The 17,358-nt window shown below is 57.8% G+C and carries 10 protein-coding genes and 1 pseudogene; 9 read left to right on the plus strand and 2 right to left on the minus strand.

The features are described 5' to 3' along the window. Positions 1-37: 37 nt before the first annotated feature. The gene (locus ACWHXD_RS15710; RefSeq protein WP_499084224.1) at positions 38-973 is read right to left on the minus strand and encodes a hypothetical protein; all 936 of its coding nucleotides are present in this window, start codon (positions 971-973) and stop codon (positions 38-40) included. 273 nt (positions 974-1,246) lie between these two features. Between ACWHXD_RS15710 and ACWHXD_RS15715 the strand changes: the two genes are divergently transcribed. After that, entirely contained in the window at positions 1,247-2,371 is a 1,125-nt protein-coding gene (locus tag ACWHXD_RS15715) for a DUF3800 domain-containing protein (protein ID WP_499084225.1), read from the plus strand. A gap of 895 nt (positions 2,372-3,266) precedes the next feature. Here the strand turns inward: ACWHXD_RS15715 and ACWHXD_RS15720 are convergent. Then, positions 3,267-4,841: a recombinase family protein gene (locus ACWHXD_RS15720; protein WP_499084226.1), complete on the minus strand. Its 1,575-nt coding sequence runs from the start codon at positions 4,839-4,841 to the stop codon at positions 3,267-3,269. Positions 4,842-4,894: 53 nt separating this feature from the next. On the opposite strand from ACWHXD_RS15720, the pseudogene ACWHXD_RS15725 reads away from it, so the two are divergent. From ACWHXD_RS15725 to glgX, 8 genes and pseudogenes are all read left to right on the plus strand, one after another. Further along, positions 4,895-5,185 (plus strand): annotated as a pseudogene (locus ACWHXD_RS15725) (alpha/beta fold hydrolase); the annotation flags it as partial. 25 nt (positions 5,186-5,210) lie between these two features. Beyond that, positions 5,211-6,164 carry a D-2-hydroxyacid dehydrogenase family protein gene (locus ACWHXD_RS15730; RefSeq protein WP_138763587.1) on the plus strand — a complete coding sequence of 318 codons (954 nt, stop codon included), beginning with the start codon at positions 5,211-5,213 and terminating at the stop codon, positions 6,162-6,164. 455 nt (positions 6,165-6,619) lie between these two features. Beyond that, positions 6,620-8,176, plus strand: a complete 1,557-nt coding sequence (gene glgA / locus ACWHXD_RS15735) for a glycogen synthase GlgA (protein WP_078467083.1) — start codon at positions 6,620-6,622, stop codon at positions 8,174-8,176. A 31-nt stretch (positions 8,177-8,207) separates the two neighbouring features. Continuing rightward, positions 8,208-9,953 carry a malto-oligosyltrehalose trehalohydrolase gene (gene treZ, locus ACWHXD_RS15740; RefSeq protein WP_138763585.1) on the plus strand — a complete coding sequence of 582 codons (1,746 nt, stop codon included), beginning with the start codon at positions 8,208-8,210 and terminating at the stop codon, positions 9,951-9,953. Next, complete coding sequence (malQ, locus tag ACWHXD_RS15745; protein ID WP_138763584.1) at positions 9,950-12,034, plus strand: 4-alpha-glucanotransferase; 2,085 nt, start codon at positions 9,950-9,952, stop codon at positions 12,032-12,034. Before treZ ends, malQ begins: the two co-directional genes overlap by 4 nt. Further along, positions 12,031-14,781 (plus strand): malto-oligosyltrehalose synthase, encoded by a 2,751-nt coding sequence (locus ACWHXD_RS15750; protein ID WP_138763583.1) that lies wholly within the window; start codon positions 12,031-12,033, stop codon positions 14,779-14,781. Before malQ ends, ACWHXD_RS15750 begins: the two co-directional genes overlap by 4 nt. Positions 14,782-14,804: 23 nt before the next feature. Next, on the plus strand, positions 14,805-15,074 hold the full coding sequence (locus ACWHXD_RS15755) for a DUF2934 domain-containing protein (RefSeq protein WP_003191595.1): 270 nt from the start codon (positions 14,805-14,807) through the stop codon (positions 15,072-15,074). Positions 15,075-15,197: 123 nt separating this feature from the next. Further along, positions 15,198-17,357: a glycogen debranching protein GlgX gene (gene glgX, locus ACWHXD_RS15760; RefSeq protein WP_125970132.1), complete on the plus strand. Its 2,160-nt coding sequence runs from the start codon at positions 15,198-15,200 to the stop codon at positions 17,355-17,357. The last annotated feature ends 1 nt before the right edge of the window (position 17,358 follow it).

A 17,358-nucleotide genomic window follows, 5' to 3' on the forward strand; every position in this document is an offset into this window, starting at 1 on the left:
CCAAGAGACGTTAAATTTGATGCGTGTCGCTCACCTACTAGGATTGTGGGTCATATAGAGCCATCCTAGAATCAGATATTGTTCTGTCCCACCTCTCAACAAATATTAGAAATTTATCATGGCTATCCGCATAAGTCTGGAGCCATTTTCTTATGCCCTCACAAACCTCAAGATAGAGAGAGTGCAGATTGAAGTAATATATCCCATCGAACGCGCCCTGCGAACTCTCTGGAACGTCGCCAATTGCGATTGAAATTCGTCGAGTCTTTTTCTTTAATACCTTTTTTGAGTCAAGATTCGACATGTGCAAAACCCCATTTCGCATTTCCCAAAGCTCGTCGGCAGTAATACCCACAGGCTCTAAATCCACATACGCGTCCAGCCATCTACTAAAAACAGCTCGATCTTGTGGTTGCTTATCGTAGCCGTACTCGACATGTGCAATGCTGTCGATACAAGACATAAACAATTTAGTAGCAGAAGCATAGTGCTTATGATTAAAGAGAAGCTTATATGCTAAAAGAAAATCGTCATTAATAAGATCGGCATAGTGAAACATATTATCTTTGGTATACTTTGCCAGCCAGTCTTCCATCACACTATCCGCCCCCATCGCCTTATTAACGTCATTCATATCTAGCGGGGAGTGATCAGAAACATAATTTATCGCAGGCTTGCCATTCAAGATGATAGTTATGGCCGTGAGTGGGTCTCGTGCGACGTTAGGCCCAAACGCATACTCAAATAGCCCAAGCGCCGTCCCCAAGCGACTACGTGCAGTATAAGCAGCAATTGTCAAACCAGCTGGAGCCTTTGTTAATATAGCTTTTTTGTAATCTCGTTCTGCTGCGATTTTCAGAAATGCTTGCTTCTCTGCGTCAGTACCCTCGACCTCATAGCAAATATGCCCGAGAAACCCCACTCTCTGTTGCTCATCTGCAATCAGATAAAAGCTGTATATTATTTCTTTCAAAACTGCTCTCCTTTGCAAAACTGCCTGAAAGACCGCTATTGATAGAACCTATGCTTGGTTGGACAGAAAGCTTGATCAATTCAGAGGTATCTCTTTTCGCGCCACCCTTCAATGACCTAGCCGAACGCACTATAACCGCAAGCACCAACTCAGCTATGATGGTAGCCAAATGCCAGCCTAGCCCTGTTAGAATGGCTTATAGCTCACGAGCTTAGCCTTGACAAGAAAAATGGTTAAAAGTGTTACTAAAAGTAAATTTTTAAGGAGTGGAAAATGTATTTTTATATTGATGAAAGCGGCCAAACCGGACTTAAACTTTTCGACGCACAGCAACCAATCTTGTATTATGGTGTAATCTCATCGCCTCATAACTTGAATGAAGTTGCACGCCCTTTCGTTGAGTCCTTGAGAGAAAGATTCCAAGTAGAACGCCTACATGCTAGTGAACTAGGGCTGGGAAGGCTTTTAAGCATCACTGGCGAACTGGAAACCCTCCACAAGCAATTCGACATCACATTAGACGTTTACAAAGTTCTCAAGCCAGATTACGCACTCATAAGCTTCTTTGATCAAGTTTTTGACCAAGGGCTTAATAAGGCCGTTCCTTGGGCATCTTACTGGACACCTCTTCGATACATACTCCTAGCAAAGCTTGGATTTATTTTTGATCAGGCCGTTTTGGAATTAGCATGGGAAGCACGAATAGAGAAGAACTCTCAAAAGGCCAACAAAAAGCTACAAGAGGTTTGTGAGATTCTTTTACAACGGGTAGACCAACTTCCAGACGCTCGCTCCCGCGAAGTTATTGGAGACGCTCTCAAGTGGGCTAAAAAATACCCAGAGGAAATACACTACAATATTTACAGCAAGGATGACAAACTTCAAATCTCGCCCAACCTTATAGGGTTTCAGTCAGTACTACACGGTATTGCAATAAGATTGGGAAGCAATGGCGCAAAAGCGGCGGCAATCATTGTAGATAGGCAATCTGAATTTAACAAAGCACAAGAGTACATTGCTGAGTTTTATAAAAAGAGCAAGCACATTCCATGGGAGACAGGACCAGGACTTCCCGTGATGGATCTTACGCACATCCCTGATATTCCTATCGCCTGCACACCAGGGGATGAAGACACCGGACTTGAATTAGTCGACGTGTACCTTTGGCTATTTAAGCAGCATGCCGAAGGAAAGAAAGGTTCCAATGCTCTAAAAAGCTTCCTTGAACCGCTCCTTAAGAAAGGGCAAACTTCTGAGGTATCGTTCAATGCTTTGATGGATCGTTGGGAGCCATTACTTCTCGGCGGACCTGAGCTTTCAGCGGATGATATGAAACGCGGAGAAGAATTTGTAGCACTCCAAGAAGCAGAACGCAAAAAACATCTAGATGGAATTTGATACACATGAATAGTAACAGCAGATTAGCGGGTGCTATATACATCCTGATTGTAGGAGGGTTGATTCTATTTGGATTCTATCTAATGTTTTTTGGTGGGGTTAACACGAGCATCACTAGCGATTTCTACAGACGTTGACGCCCCCCGCTGTCTTGAAGGCCACTCTTGTGCTGAGAATGGCCTTTTTTGTCTGTAGAAAGTGAATCAAAGAAGCTACGCTGCAGGTAGGATAGGAACTACTCCGCTCCGACTCGCTACAGCCCAGGCACTACGTGGCCTAGAGACCCTTTTTAACTGACATATTCTTCACAAAGTGCGGAGTGTGGCACCTCAAAGCACACTTCAAAATCCTGTGTATACTGGGAACTCAGCCATTGTAGCGAGCCGCACCCCGATGACAATAACCTTTGCACCTTGGATGGTCGAAAGCGCCCATAAATACCTTAAAGCAGCTAACATCCTTTATCGGGCAGACCCCAACCTGTTACACATAGCTAGTGTTAACGCAGCCCTTGGCCTTGAGATACTGTTGAAGTCTTTCATAGCGAATATCACTAAGAATGAAGGTAAGGTGCACGAGAAATACAGACCCAATAAGGACGCCCTGAAAGCCTCTCACGCGATCCTGAAAGAAAAGGGTGAAGTAGGCGATAGACTGGATTCTCACGACCTACTATTACTCTTCTATGCAGTTCCCGAGGAAGTACGGAAAGCGGTGAATCTACATCGTTTTGAAATATCTATTAGAACGTGCCGCCATGTGTTCGCCGGTAGCCGTTATGAGTATGAAGCAGAATCCCCTACAGGGTTTTGTGATACTGCTATCCAAGCCCTAAACATCTTAGTTCCCAACACCGTGCACTACTATAAGCAACATGGCTGCACAGACTCATGGATTATTTCTTATCCCAACGTACCTTAATCTGTGAAAGCTTCACCCCTTTTAAGGCTGCTCTATCTACCGGCGTAGCCTTTACTGTCTTTTTCATCAGTTTATTCTCGGGGCGAGTAATACCAAGCTTCACTAGCTTCCCATCTGGCAAACCCACTTTATGTACATCTTCACTACGACCCCAGCCTAGGTAATGGAATGTCTGTTTTCCTGTTTCATCTTCGAAGGTGATTCGCCCGTCTGGATGACAGACCAACTGATAACCCACACTTTGTAAGAGTGCGTTAGCTTTCATCATGTCTTTGTTGAAGTCAGTCGTGTTTACGATTTTGTCACGCATACTAATAGATGTGTGCGTCAGTCCGTTCATTTCAGCCTGTAGCAGTTTACGTTCAGCCTGTAAACTTCTTAGTTTATCTGTCAGTTCTTCACTGTCGTCTTCAAGGACGGTGATAGCGTTCACGATGCGAGTAATCTTTTTGTTCACTTCGCCTATCTCACCTTCCAGTTCCACAGCTCGCTTCTGTGAAGCTGTGAGCATCTGGCCTTCTAACGCTTTCAGAGCGTGCCCAGTAAACGTAAACAGGTAAGCTAGCTCAATGACAGGCTCAGGTATAGAACGATTGTTAGAACAGCCCATAGCGCCTCTACGGGCACGACTGGAACATTCCATTGAAGTTTGGTCGCTGGCCTTAAAGTATTTGGTGTTAAAGTTCTTCCCGCACTCGCTACAAACAACCAATCCTGTATAAGCGTGTTTGTTCGGTGTGCCACGTGGAGAAAACTTAGCTTCCATTCGTTTTTGCACACGATAGAACAACTCAGGTTCCACAACGGCTGGATAGACGTTAGGTATGCTGTCCCACTCGCCTATAGCGGTTCTGTTATTCATCCAACGCTTCACGGTGCTAGGTGCCATCCGTGCTAGCAGTGGGTTGGAATTCCCTTTAAAGATACGTTCAAAGATTCGACGTTCACCGATCCCGCTTGCATAGTCTTCAAATGCTTGTTTAACGAGTGGTGCAATCTCGGGAATCAACTCACCATCGCTTGTCAGCCACACAGGCGTGTGACGTTTTGGCACCACGCCTTCAACAGCGTTCTTTCTACGTGCTGCATAGCTGGCCTTCAATCGGCGGCTAAGCGTCTCTGAATATTGGTGTGCCTGCTGCACCTTCGCCACGAGCAAGAACAGGTGATTGCTGTTCGCTGACTCACGATCATATCTGATGCCATCGTCTAGGGTTACGATGTAGACGCCAGTCCTCACAATACGTGCAAGCAATGGCAACATTTCCATAGGTTCTAAACGCCCTACCCGGTCGATAGCTTCAATCAACACAACATCGCCCGGTTCAATGCTTCCATTCTCTACAGCCGCTAGCAATTGCCCGAAGCCATTTTCAAGATGTGCCCCGGTGAACCCACTAACCCCTAGATCCTGAAACCGTAGGTCACTAAGGACGTATTCAGGGTTAGATTCCAGCCACTGAGCGAGCATTGTTTGCTGTCTCTCAAGGCTGCTACCCTTGGCTTGTTTCTCAGAGGAGAAACGAATGTAGGAGATTGCTTTAGGCATGGCGAAGTCTCTGTATCCTCTGGCTCTGGCCGGTGTGGAGTGAGTCTATCACTCTCATATACAACGCCGCATTCTGCACCCAGCCGGTGTACTACGAGTTCAAGGACTTGCAGGTGCCCACCCTGCTGCTGATCGGCACCAGCGACACCACCGCCATCGGCAAAGATGTGGCGCCGCCGGCGGTCAAGGCCAAAATCGGTCATTACGAGGTACTGGGCAAGCAGGTAGCCAAGCTGATTCCCCACGCCACGCTGGTGGAGTTCCCCGGCCTGGGCCATGCGCCGCAGATGGAAGAACCTGAACAGTTTCATAAAGCCCTGTTGCAGGGGTTGAAGGCCCTTTAATTGCCACTTTTCGAGGCCCGCGTGCATGTCGATACAGATCGCAGTGATGGATGATTGGCAGCACGTGGCCAGTAACGTGGTGGATTGGTCGACACTGGACAGCGTAGGCAAGGTGCATTTTCTCCACGACTACCCCGCCGATACCGCCACCATGATCGAGCGCTTGAAAGGGTTCGAGGTGATTTGCCTCATGCGCGAACGCTCAACCTTTGACAAAGCCTTGCTGCAAGGGCTGCCCAAGCTCAAATTGCTGGTGACCGGCGGCATGCGCAATGCCGCCATCGACCTTTCCGCAGCCAAGGCCCTGGGCATTCAGGTGTGCGGCACCGACAGCTATAAGCACGCCGCACCGGAACTGACCTGGGCCTTGATCATGGCCTCCACGCGCAACCTGCTCGCCGAAGCCAACTCGCTGCGCGCAGGTGGATGGCAGGTCGGCCTGGGCGGCGACCTGCATGGCAAGACCCTGGGCATTCTGGGGTTGGGCAGTATTGGCCAGAAAGTCGCAAAGTTCGCCCAGGTGTTTGGCATGCGGGTGATTGCCTGGAGTGAAAACCTCACACCGGAGCGTGCAGCGGAATCAGGGGTGACCTGGGTCAGCAAGCGCGAGCTGTTTGAGCAGGCGGATATCCTGACCATCCACCTGGTGCTCAGCGAGCGCAGCCGTGGCCTGGTGGATGCGCAAGCCTTGGGTTGGATGAAACCCAGCGCGCGGCTGGTGAACACCGCACGTGGGCCGATTGTGGATGAGCAGGCGCTGGTGCAAGCGTTACACAGCGGTCGCCTGGCCGGGGCGGCGCTGGATGTGTATGCCGAGGAACCGCTGCCGGCTGACCATCCATTTCGCCGCTTGCCCACTGTGCTGGCTACGCCACACGTGGGGTATGTGAGCGAGCAGAATTACCGGCAGTTCTATCAGCAGATGATCGACGATATCCAGGCTTGGGCCAGCGGTGTGCCCATTCGCGGGCTCAGCTGACGCACCATTAAAGTGCAATCTTGGTGGCTCGCGAAAAACGCCGACGATAACTTGGGCATTCTGGTTTTACGTGGCGCTCTCTGGTTTTTCGCGAGCGAGCTCGCTCCTACAGGGGCAGGGTGGCATATCGTTAAAAGTTTTTTGTCCTACAAAATCTGCATGAAAACCCAGCAGGCGCTGGGATCTGTCCTAGACTCATGACCGATGGGTCCGTTCCAAAACAAAAACCCCGCAAAAAATCTAAACTTTCGAAACCTGCCGCTGGTCAAGTTTTAGGTAAGGGCGAGCACGCGCGCTTCAGGCCGAATGCCCGCTCATCCAATCTTTTTTAGCCGACGTTGCAACTGGCATACGCCTTGCCAGCTTGTATAGCGCTTGTGTGCCTGGCCGCAGGATGCGGTCACTCGGAGCTGATGGCAGCGGGCCATTAGCCAACCAACAGATGGGAGTGCATTATGATCAGTGCCGCAGTAGATACTCAGGGAGAGCGTTTTAGTCAGCCGGCAGGAGGGCCAAAGTCTTTGGCCGACCTGCCCAACACTGTGCGGCCGGTCGTGAGTCAGAATCCGAATCGAAAGAAAGTCTTGTTTGTCACCTCCGAGTTCGCGGACCTGGTGAAAACCGGTGGCCTGGGCGACGTCTCCGCTGCCCTGCCCCGCGCCATGGCCCACCTACATGATGTGCGGGTGCTGATTCCGGGTTACCCACAAGTGATGGAAAGCGACAACCCGATTCATATCGTCGGTGAACTGGGCGGCCACGCTGCGTTGCCACCGTGCAAGATCGGGCGCATGGACCTTGCGGACGGCCTGGTCATTTACGTGCTGATCTGCCCCGAACTGTATGAGCGCGAAGGCACGCCCTACGGCGCCAACAACGGCCGCGACTGGCCGGACAATCATATTCGCTTCGCCCGCCTGGGCCTGGCCGCCGCCGACATGGCCGCCAACCTCGCGCAAATCCACTGGTGCCCAGACCTGGTGCACGCCCATGACTGGCCTGCGGGCCTGGCTCCGGCGTACATGCACTGGCGTGGGTCACGCACGCCCACCCTGTTCACCATTCATAACCTGGCCTACCAAGGCGTGGTCAGCCTGGCCTCGACGCCAGAGCTGGGCATTCCGCCCCACGCCCTGCAACAAGAAGGCATGGAGTTCTACGGCAAGATGTCGTTCCTCAAGGCGGGCATGGCGTATTCCAGCCATATCACCACCGTGAGCGCCACTTACGCCCAGGAGATCACCACCCCGGAATTCGGGTGTGGCCTGGATGGCTTCCTCGCCAGCAAGACCCAACAAGGTCTGCTCAGCGGCATTCCCAACGGTATCGACGAAAGCTGGGAAACCTCCACCGACACGCACCTGATCCACAACTTCAATATCGGTGACTGGGAAGGCAAGGCTATCAACGCCGCCCATGTGCGCGAGCTGTTTGAGCTGCAGCCATCCAGTGGCCCGCTGTTCGCGGTGGTCTCGCGCCTGGTCTACCAGAAAGGCCTGGACCTCACCGAAGCCGTCGCCAGTTTCATCGTCGAAAACGGCGGCCAGATTGCGATTATCGGCCGTGGCGAACCGGAAGAAGAGCAGGCCATGCGCGAATTGGCGCTACGCTTCCCAGGCCAAGTGGGCGTACGCATCGGCTTCAATGAGACCGATGCGCGCCGCATGTTTGCCGGCAGCGATTTTCTGCTGATGCCGTCGCGCTACGAGCCTTGCGGCCTGAGCCAGATGTATGCGCAACGCTTCGGCTCGTTGCCGGTGGCGCGTAATACCGGCGGGCTGGCGGACACCATTGAGGATGGCGTCACCGGCTTCCTGTTCAATGAATCCACCGTGCAAAGCTACGAAGAGGCGCTGCGCCGCGCCTTCAAGGTGTTTGCCTTCCCCGGTCTGCTCAATGCCATGCGCAGCCGTGCCATGACCCAGCCGTTCAACTGGTGCCAGGCCGTGGAACCCTACGCCGAACTCTACGAACAACTGGTGGCCAAGGCCCTGGGGAAATCGAACAAATAGCGATTGGAACAACTAAGGGAGGTCTTCATAGATGCCGTTACGGACTCTGGAAACCTGGCCCCACGGCGCAATCATGCTGGACGCGCACCGCACGCGCTTTGCGTTATGGGCGCCAGACGCATTTTATGTCAGCGTTGAATTGGAACAGGGTAAAACCATCGTCATGCTGCCCCAGGCCGGTGGTTGGTTCGAAGTCGAAGTCGCGTGCCCTGCCGGCACGCTCTACCGCTTTAATATCGATGGCGAAAACACGGTGCCCGACCCTGCTTCCAGGGCCCAGGCGCTGGATGTGCATGGCTGGAGCCGAGTAGTCGACCCCCTCGCCCATGAATGGCGCCACAGCCAGTGGCAGGGCCGCCCCTGGCACTCGGCGATCATCTACGAGCTTCACGTCGGTGCCATGGGCGGCTACGCTGGCGTCGAGAAACACCTGCCGCGCCTGGCCGAGCTGGGCGTCACCGCGATTGAATTGATGCCTCTGGCGCAATTTCCCGGCGAACGCAATTGGGGCTATGACGGCGTGCTGCCCTACGCGCCCCACGCCACCTACGGCACGCCCGAGCAACTCAAGCAACTGATCGACAGTGCCCATGGCCACGGCTTGGCCGTGATCCTCGATGTGGTCTACAACCACTTCGGCCCCGATGGCAATTACCTGGGCCAGTACGCCCAGGGTTTCTTCCAGGAAGACGTGCACACGCCCTGGGGCGCTGGCATTGATTTCGAGCGCCGTGAAGTGCGGGATTTCTTCCTCGATAACGCCCTGATGTGGCTGCTTGAATACCGTTTCGACGGCCTGCGCCTGGATGCCGTGCACGCCATCGACAACCCCGGGTTTCTGCAAGAACTGGCGCAACGGGTACGCCAGCAGGTGGACGGCGGGCGCCACGTGTGGCTGATGCTGGAAAACGAACTGAACCAGGCCAGCCTGTTGCAGCACGATTTTGACGCGCAATGGAATGATGACTTTCATAACGTGCTGCACGTGCTGCTCACCGATGAAACTGACGCCTACTACAGCGACTTTGCCGAACAGCCCACCGCCAAGCTGGCGCGCTGCCTGGCCGAGGGGTTTATCTATCAGGGCGAAACGACACGCCATGGCCATGCCCGCGGCGAACCCAGTGCGGATCTGCCCCCCAGCGCCTTCGTGGCGTTCCTGCAAAACCACGATCAGGTCGGCAACCGCGCCTTGGGCGAACGCCTGCACCAGTTGTGTTCGCCCGAGGCGCTGAAAGCGGCGACCGCCCTGCTGTTGCTGTGCCCCATGATCCCGATGCTGTTCATGGGCGACGAGGTAAATGCCGCCGAGCCCTTCCTGTTTTTTACCGACCATCATGGCGAACTGGCCGAGGCCGTGCGTGAAGGCCGGCGCAGTGAGTTTGCCGACTTCGCGGCGTTTCACGACCCCGAGCAACGCCAGCGCATCCCCGACCCCAACGCGCTGCAAACCTTTTTGCAATCGATGCCCTCCTTCGTCGAAAACGACCACACCCAGCTCTACCGCCACCTGCTGAGCCTGCGTCACGCGCACGTGGTGCCGCACTTGCCCGGCACCGTGGCGCTCGGGGCGCACGTGCTGGCCGACCGCGCCGTCACCGCGCGCTGGCGCCTGGGCAATGGCCGTGTGCTGCAGATCGACCTGAACCTGAGTGAGCAGCCCCTGGACCATCCGGCACCCCAGCCGATTATTTTCCAAACGCCTGCCCAGCAAGGTGCGCACTTACCGCCCTTGAGCGCACGCGTTTGCTTATCCCCTGTTGGAGAAATGCTTTGAGCGAAGCGAACCTGGAAATTCTCGCCAGCCGCGCGGGCCTGGCCGTCGATTGGATCGATGCCAACGGTCGCCCGCAGCATGTAAAGCCTGACGCGCTGCGCGCCGTTCTCAAAGGCCTTGGGCACCCGGCCGACAGCGATGACGAGATCGACGCCAGCCTGCAGCAACTTGAGCAGGCGCAGCAAGACACCCACCTGCCACCCTTGATGACCACCGACAGTGGCGCGGGCCTGGACCTGGCGCGTTACTTCGCCCCGGACACCCCGTGCCGCGTCAGCCTGGAAGGCGGCGAAACCCTGGAGCTGCGCCTGGACGGCGAGGCCGTGCTGCCCGGCGTCATTGCCCTCGGCTACCACCAGGTGCATATCGACGGGCAAACCTTCACCCTCGCCGTCGCGCCCAGCCATTGCTATAGCGTGGCCGACGCGGTCGACAGCCAACCCGCTCGCGCCTGGGGCCTGAGCGCCCAACTGTATGCCTTGCGCCGCCTCGGCGATGGCGGTTTTGGCGACACCCTGGCCCTGGAACACCTGGTGCGTTCAGCCGCCGAGCGCGGCGCCGACGCCGTGGCAATCAGCCCGATGCACGCGATGTTCAGCGCCGACACCGAGCGCTTCAGCCCTTATTCACCCTCCAGCCGCCTGTTCCTTAACAGCCTGTATGCCTCGCCGGCGTGCATTCTCGGTGAACGTGAAGTGCGTAACGCCATCGAGGCTGCCGGCTTGGCCGACGAGCTGCATGCCCTGGAACAGCTCACGCTGATCGACTGGCCTGCCGCCGCCAAAGCCAAGCAACGCCTGCTGCGAACGCTGTATGAAGACTTCCGCCACGGCGCGCATCCCCAGCATGGCGACTTCCAGAGCTTCCGCCAGGCCGGCGGCGAAGCCCTGGAAAACCACTGCCGCTTCGAAGCCATACAGGCCCAGCGTGCTGCCGCCGGTGAGGACCTGGACTGGCGCCAATGGCCCGAAGCCTGGCGCACGCCGCAAAGCCCGGCCCTGGCGCAGTTCGCCGAAGACAACCGCGATGAAATCGGCTATTTCGCCTTCACCCAATGGCTGATCGCCCGCAGCCTGGAGCGCGCGCAACAGGCCGCCCGTGGCAGCGGCATGGGCATCGGCCTGATCGCTGACCTGGCAGTGGGTGCCGACGGTGGCGGCAGCCAGGCCTGGAGCCGCCAGGATGAACTGCTGGCCGACCTCACCGTGGGCGCGCCACCGGACATTCTCAACCGCGCAGGCCAGGGCTGGGGCATCTCGGCCTTTTCCCCCGAAGGCCTCAAGCGCAATGGTTTTCGCGCCTTTATCGAAATGCTGCGGGCCAATTTCGCCCATGCCGGCGGCTTGCGCATCGACCACGTGATGGGCTTGCAACGCCTGTGGGTGATCCCCCTGGGCGCATCACCCCGCGAAGGTGCCTACTTGTATTACCCGGTAGACGACCTGCTGCGTTTGCTCGCCCTGGAATCGCACCGCCACCGGGCCATCGTCCTCGGTGAAGACCTGGGCACCGTGCCCGACGGCCTGCGCGAGAAGCTCAGCGCCCGCTCGATCCTGGGCATGCGTGTGCTGCTGTTCGAACAGAACCATGACGGCCAGTTCAAGCCCATCCTCGATTGGCCCGACAACGCCTTGGCCACCACCAGTACCCACGACTTGCCCACCCTCAATGGCTGGTGGCACAGCCGCGATATCGAATGGAACATCCAGCTGGGCCTGATCGACGCGCCCACCGTGGACCAATGGAGCGAACACCGCCTGCGCGAACGCCAGGCACTGCGCCAAGCCTTGAGCCAGGACCCGCAGAACTTCATCGATGAGATCCGCAACGACACCGACCATATGATCGACGCCAGCGCGCGTTACCTGGGCCATACCCGCGCGCCCCTGGTGTTGTTGCCCCTGGAAGATGCTTTGGGCATGGAGGAGCAAGCCAACCTTCCAGGTACCCTCGACACCCACCCCAATTGGCGCCGCCGTTTGCCCGGCGAAGCCGCCAGCCTGCTCGACAATGACAGCGCCGCGCGCCGCCTCGAACTGCTGGCCGTGGCGCGTAACCAAGCCTATGAGCGTGACCGATGAACGCACTGCCCCTGCGCGCCACCCAGCGCCTGCAATTTCATAAAGGTTTCACCCTCGATGACGGGGTGCCGCTGGTGCCGTATTTCGCCCAGCTGGGCATCAGCCACCTGTATGCCTCACCGCTGTTGAGCGCCCGCGCCGGCTCCATGCACGGCTACGATGTGGTCGACCCGACCCGCGTCAACCCAGAGCTGGGGGGCGAAGCGGCTTTGCGTCGCCTGGTCGCCGCGCTGCGTGAGCACGACATGGGCTTGATCCTCGATATCGTCTCCAACCATATGGCCGTGGGCGGCGCGGATAACCCTTGGTGGCTGGACCTGCTGGAGTGGGGCCGCCTAAGCCCCTACAGCGAGTTCTTCGACATCCAGTGGCATTCTCCCGACCCGCTGCTCAAGGGCCAGTTGCTGATGCCCTTTCTCGGCAGCGATTACGGCGAAGCCTTGCAGAGCGGCACGCTCCCGCTCAAGTTCGATGCCGCCCAGGGGAGTTTCTATGTCGAGCATTACGAACACCATTTTCCGATTTGTCCCAGGGACTACGGCCTGATCCTGGGCAACGATGAGTTACTCAAACCGCTGGCCGAACGTTTCGCCGCCCTCGCCTATCAGCACGACGCCTACGCCGAAGCCGCCACGCTCAAACAAGCCTTGGCCGAACGCGCCAGCGAGCTGCTGCCCGCTATTGAACAACGCCTGGCCGCATTCGACAGTCGCCAGCCCGAGGGCTTCGAGCGCCTGCATCACCTGCTTGAACAACAGACCTATCGCCTGGCCAGTTGGCGCACCGCCGCGGACGACATCAACTGGCGGCGCTTCTTCGACGTCAATGAGCTGGGCGGCCTGCGGGTCGAGCGCGCAGCGGTGTTCGAAGCCACCCATGGCAAGATTTTCGAGCTGATCAGCGCGGGGCTGGTCGACGGGCTGCGCATCGACCACATCGACGGCCTCGCCGACCCGCGTGGCTATTGCCGCAAATTGCGTCGGCGGGTGGATGCGCTGTCACCCCAGCGTCACCTGCCGATCTTTGTCGAAAAGATCCTGGGCGAAGGCGAAACCCTGCGTGAAGACTGGCAGGTGGATGGCACCACCGGCTACGAGTTCATGAACCAGTTGTCATTGCTGCAACACCATCCCGAAGGTTTTACGCCGCTGGCCGAGATGTGGACGCGTTACAGCGACCGGCCTTCAGCCTTCGGCGAAGAAGCGCGGCTGGCGCGCCAGCAGATCCTCAATGGTTCGTTGGGCGGCGACTTCGAAAGCGTGGCCCAGGCCCTGCTGCAAGTGGCCCGCGATGACGTGATGACCCGCGACTTGACCCTGGGCGCCATCCGTCGTGCCTTGCAGGAACTGATCGTGCATTTCCCGGTGTACCGCACCTATATCAGCGCCAAGGGCCGCAGTGCGGACGACGACAAGGTGTTCCAGCAGGCCATGGAGGGGGCGCGCAGCACCCTCAACGAAGGCGACTGGCCGGTACTCGACCACCTGGAGCAATGGCTCGGCGGCCAGCCCTGGCGCAATCGCCCGGTGGGCCGCGCGCGCAAGATGCTCAAGCATGCCTGCGTGCGCTTCCAGCAACTGACCTCGCCCGCCGCCGCCAAGGCCGTGGAAGACACCGCGTTCTACCGTTCGGCAGTGCTGTTGTCGCGTAACGATGTGGGTTTCAGTACCGAGCAATTCAGTGCGCCGCTGGCCGATTTCCATGCAGCCAATCAACAGCGCCTGAAGACCTTCCCTGGCAACCTGCTGGCCACCGCCACCCACGACCACAAACGCGGCGAAGACACCCGCGCGCGCCTGGCGGTACTCAGCGAGTGCGCCCCCTGGTATGCCGAACAGGTCGAGCACTGGCGCCGCCTGGCCGAGCCTTTGCGCGAGAGCGCCGAGAGCCCCTCAGCGGGTGATGAGCTGATTCTTTATCAGGTGCTGCTGGGCAGTTGGCCGCTGGAGCCCAACCCCAATCTGGAGGTGTACCAGCAACGCCTCTGGCAGTGGCAGCAAAAAGCCCTGCGCGAGGCCAAGTTGCAGAGCAGTTGGAGCGCGCCCAACGACGCGTATGAACAGGCGGTGGACGGGTTCCTCAAGCGCCTGCTGCTCAGTGAGGCCGGTGCGCCGCTGCGCAGTGCCCTGGACAGCGCCGCCCAGGCCATCGCTCCCGCTGGCGCCCTGAATGGGCTGGCGCAAACCTTGCTTCATCTGACCGTGCCGGGTGTGCCGGATATTTACCAGGGCGATGAGTTCTGGGACTTCAGCCTGGTCGACCCGGACAACCGTCGCCCGGTGGACTTCGCTGCGCGGCAACGTGCATTGCAGGCACCACCGGACATCGGCGAACTGTTGTTCAACTGGCGCGACGGGCGTATCAAACAGGCAGTGATCGCCCAGGTACTGGGCCTGCGTAAAGCCTGCCCCGATCTGCTGCGCCATGGCAGCTATACGCCTTTGGAAGTGGTGGGTCAGCACGCTGAGCGCGTGGTTGCGTTTTACCGTGAACATCAAGGCAAGCAGTTACTGGTGGTGGTGCCGCGCTGGTCTTATCCGTTGCTTGAAAACGGGATGTTTCCCCAGATCAATGCGCAGGTTTGGGGCGATACGCGGGTGAAATTACCGTTCGCCGCCCCTGCACAAAACTGGAAGGGACTTTTTCAAACGGGCGTAGTCACACCCAACAAGGAGCTGTTGATCAGCGCTGCCCTGGGGGATCTCCCGGTCAATGTCTTTATCAATCCTGATAATCAAGAAAGCTGAAAATTTTCTGTGAGGAGTTTGTGATGAGTAAAGAAGACAAACGCATTCGCGAACTGGCGCATCAGATCTGGGAGTCTGAAGGCAAGCCCGATGGCGCCCATGATCGCCACTGGGAGATGGCGCGCAAGCTGGCCGAAGCCGAGGCGCTGACGCCGAGCAAGCCTAAACCGGCCGCCAAGCCGAAAACCGCGCCCAAGGCGGCGGCCAAGCCCAAGCCGGCTGCGCCTGCCGCCGCCAAGCCTGCGGCAAAGAAACCCGCCGCGCCGAAGAAGCCCAAACCGCCCGCCCCATGATTTCTCGGGCCTGCAGCACGCAATGCGCGCTGCAGGCCCTTTTCCGTCCATGCCATGCGCTGAAGCACCGTCAGTACGGTGGCGTTCGGCCCGAAAAAAAAGACCCCTTGCAGGAGCAACTCGATGAGCAAACCCGACAACACCACAGCGACGCCGGTTAATGAGCCGTCGCGGATCCGTGAAGGTTTGCCCTTCCCCCTTGGCGCCACCTGGGATGGCCTGGGTGTGAACTTTGCGCTGTTTTCCGCCAACGCCACCAAAGTGGAGCTGTGCCTGTTTGACGATACCGGCGAGGTTGAGCTGGAACGCATCGAACTGCCCGAATACACCGACGAAATCTTTCATGGCTACCTGCCCGATGCTCACCCTGGGCTGATCTACGGCTACCGCGTATACGGCCCGTATGACCCGGCCAATGGTCACCGTTTCAACCACAACAAGCTGCTGATCGACCCCTACGCCAAGCAACTGGTGGGCGAACTCAAATGGTCCGAAGCGCTGTTTGGCTACACCATCGGCCACCCGGACGACGACCTCAGTTTCGATGAACGCGACAGTGCGCCCTTCGTGCCCAAGTGCAAGGTCATCGACCCGGCGCACACCTGGGGCAACGACCAACCGGTACGGGTGCCGTGGGACCGCACGATCATCTATGAAACCCACCTGCGCGGCATCAGCATGCGCCACCCTTCGGTGGGCGAATCAGTACGTGGCACCTGCGCCGGCTTGATGGAAGATGACGTACTCAAGCACATCCGTCAGTTGGGCATTTCCTCGGTCGAGCTGTTGCCCGTGCACGCCTTCGTCAACGACCAGCATCTGCTGGAAAAAGGCATGACCAACTACTGGGGCTACAACAGCATTGCGTTCTTCGCCCCCGACCCGCGCTACCTGGCCAGCGGCAAGATCGCAGAGTTCAAGGAGATGGTCGCGCATCTGCACGAGCAGAAGCTGGAAGTGATTCTGGACGTGGTCTACAACCACACGGCCGAAGGCAACGAACGCGGCCCGACCCTGTCCATGCGCGGCATCGACAACGCCTCCTACTACCGGCTGATGCCCGACGACAAGCGCTTCTACATCAACGATTCGGGCACCGGCAACACCCTGGATCTGAGCCATCCGTGCGTGCTGCAAATGGTCACCGACTCCCTGCGTTACTGGGCCACCGAGATGCACGTCGACGGCTTCCGCTTTGACCTGGCGACCATCCTCGGGCGCTACCGCGATGGGTTCGATGAGCGCCACAGTTTCCTCGTGGCTTGCCGCCAGGACCCGATCCTGCGCCAGTTGAAACTCATCGCCGAGCCCTGGGACTGCGGCCCCGGTGGCTACCAAGTGGGCAACTTCCCACCGGGCTGGGTGGAATGGAACGACCGCTTCCGCGACACCGTGCGGGCGTTCTGGAAAGGCGACGACGGCCAGCTCGCCGACTTCGCCGGGCGCATGACCGCCTCGGGCGAGATGTTCAACCACCGTGGGCGCAGGCCGTACAGCTCGGTGAACTTCATCACCGCCCACGACGGCTTCACCTTGCACGACCTGGTGTCGTACAACGACAAACACAACGAGGCCAATGACGAAAACAACCAGGACGGCAGCAATAACAATCTGTCCTGGAACCACGGTGTCGAAGGCCCTACCGACGACCCGGAGATCAACGCGCTGCGCCTGCGCCAGATGCGCAACTTCTTCGCCACCCTGCTGCTGGCCCAGGGCACGCCGATGATCGTCGCCGGGGACGAGTTCGCTCGCACTCAGCACGGCAACAACAACGCCTATTGCCAGGACAGCGAAATCGGCTGGGTCAACTGGGACCTGGACGATGACGGCAAGGCCCTGCTCAAGTTCGTCAAGCGCCTGATCAAGCTCCGCCTGGCTTACCCGATCCTGCGGCGCGGGCGTTTCCTGGTGGGCGACTACAACGAAGACATCGGCGTGAAGGATGTCACCTGGCTGGCACCGGACGGCAACGAGATGACCACCGAGCAATGGGAAGACAGCCAGGGCCGTTGCCTGGGCATGCTGATGGATGGCCGCGCCCAGGAAACCGGGATTCGCCGCGCCGGGGCCGACGCCACCTTGCTGCTGGTGGTCAACGCCCATCATGACCTGGTCAATTTCCGCCTGCCACCGGTACCAGAGGGTGAGTTCTGGACCTGCCTGCTCGACACCAACGACCCGGCTGTGCGTGGCCAGGAACGCTTTGATTTCGAGCATGAGTACGCGGTCACCGGTCGCTCGCTGCTGCTGTTTGAACTGCAGCACGAAGGCGAGGTGTGAA

This window comes from Pseudomonas fjordensis, assembly GCF_976987115.1.

Excerpts from the sequence above, each read along its gene's own strand:
- ACWHXD_RS15715 (WP_499084225.1), top strand. The coding sequence starts at position 1,247 with ATGTATTTTTATATTGATGAAAGCGGCCAAACCGGACTTAAACTTTTC.
- ACWHXD_RS15720 (WP_499084226.1), bottom strand. The coding sequence starts at position 4,841 with ATGCCTAAAGCAATCTCCTACATTCGTTTCTCCTCTGAGAAACAAGCC.
- ACWHXD_RS15730 (WP_138763587.1), top strand. The coding sequence starts at position 5,211 with ATGTCGATACAGATCGCAGTGATGGATGATTGGCAGCACGTGGCCAGT.
- glgA (WP_078467083.1), top strand. The coding sequence starts at position 6,620 with ATGATCAGTGCCGCAGTAGATACTCAGGGAGAGCGTTTTAGTCAGCCG.
- treZ (WP_138763585.1), top strand. The coding sequence starts at position 8,208 with ATGCCGTTACGGACTCTGGAAACCTGGCCCCACGGCGCAATCATGCTG.
- ACWHXD_RS15750 (WP_138763583.1), top strand. The coding sequence starts at position 12,031 with ATGAACGCACTGCCCCTGCGCGCCACCCAGCGCCTGCAATTTCATAAA.
- ACWHXD_RS15755 (WP_003191595.1), top strand. The coding sequence starts at position 14,805 with ATGAGTAAAGAAGACAAACGCATTCGCGAACTGGCGCATCAGATCTGG.
- glgX (WP_125970132.1), top strand. The coding sequence starts at position 15,198 with ATGAGCAAACCCGACAACACCACAGCGACGCCGGTTAATGAGCCGTCG.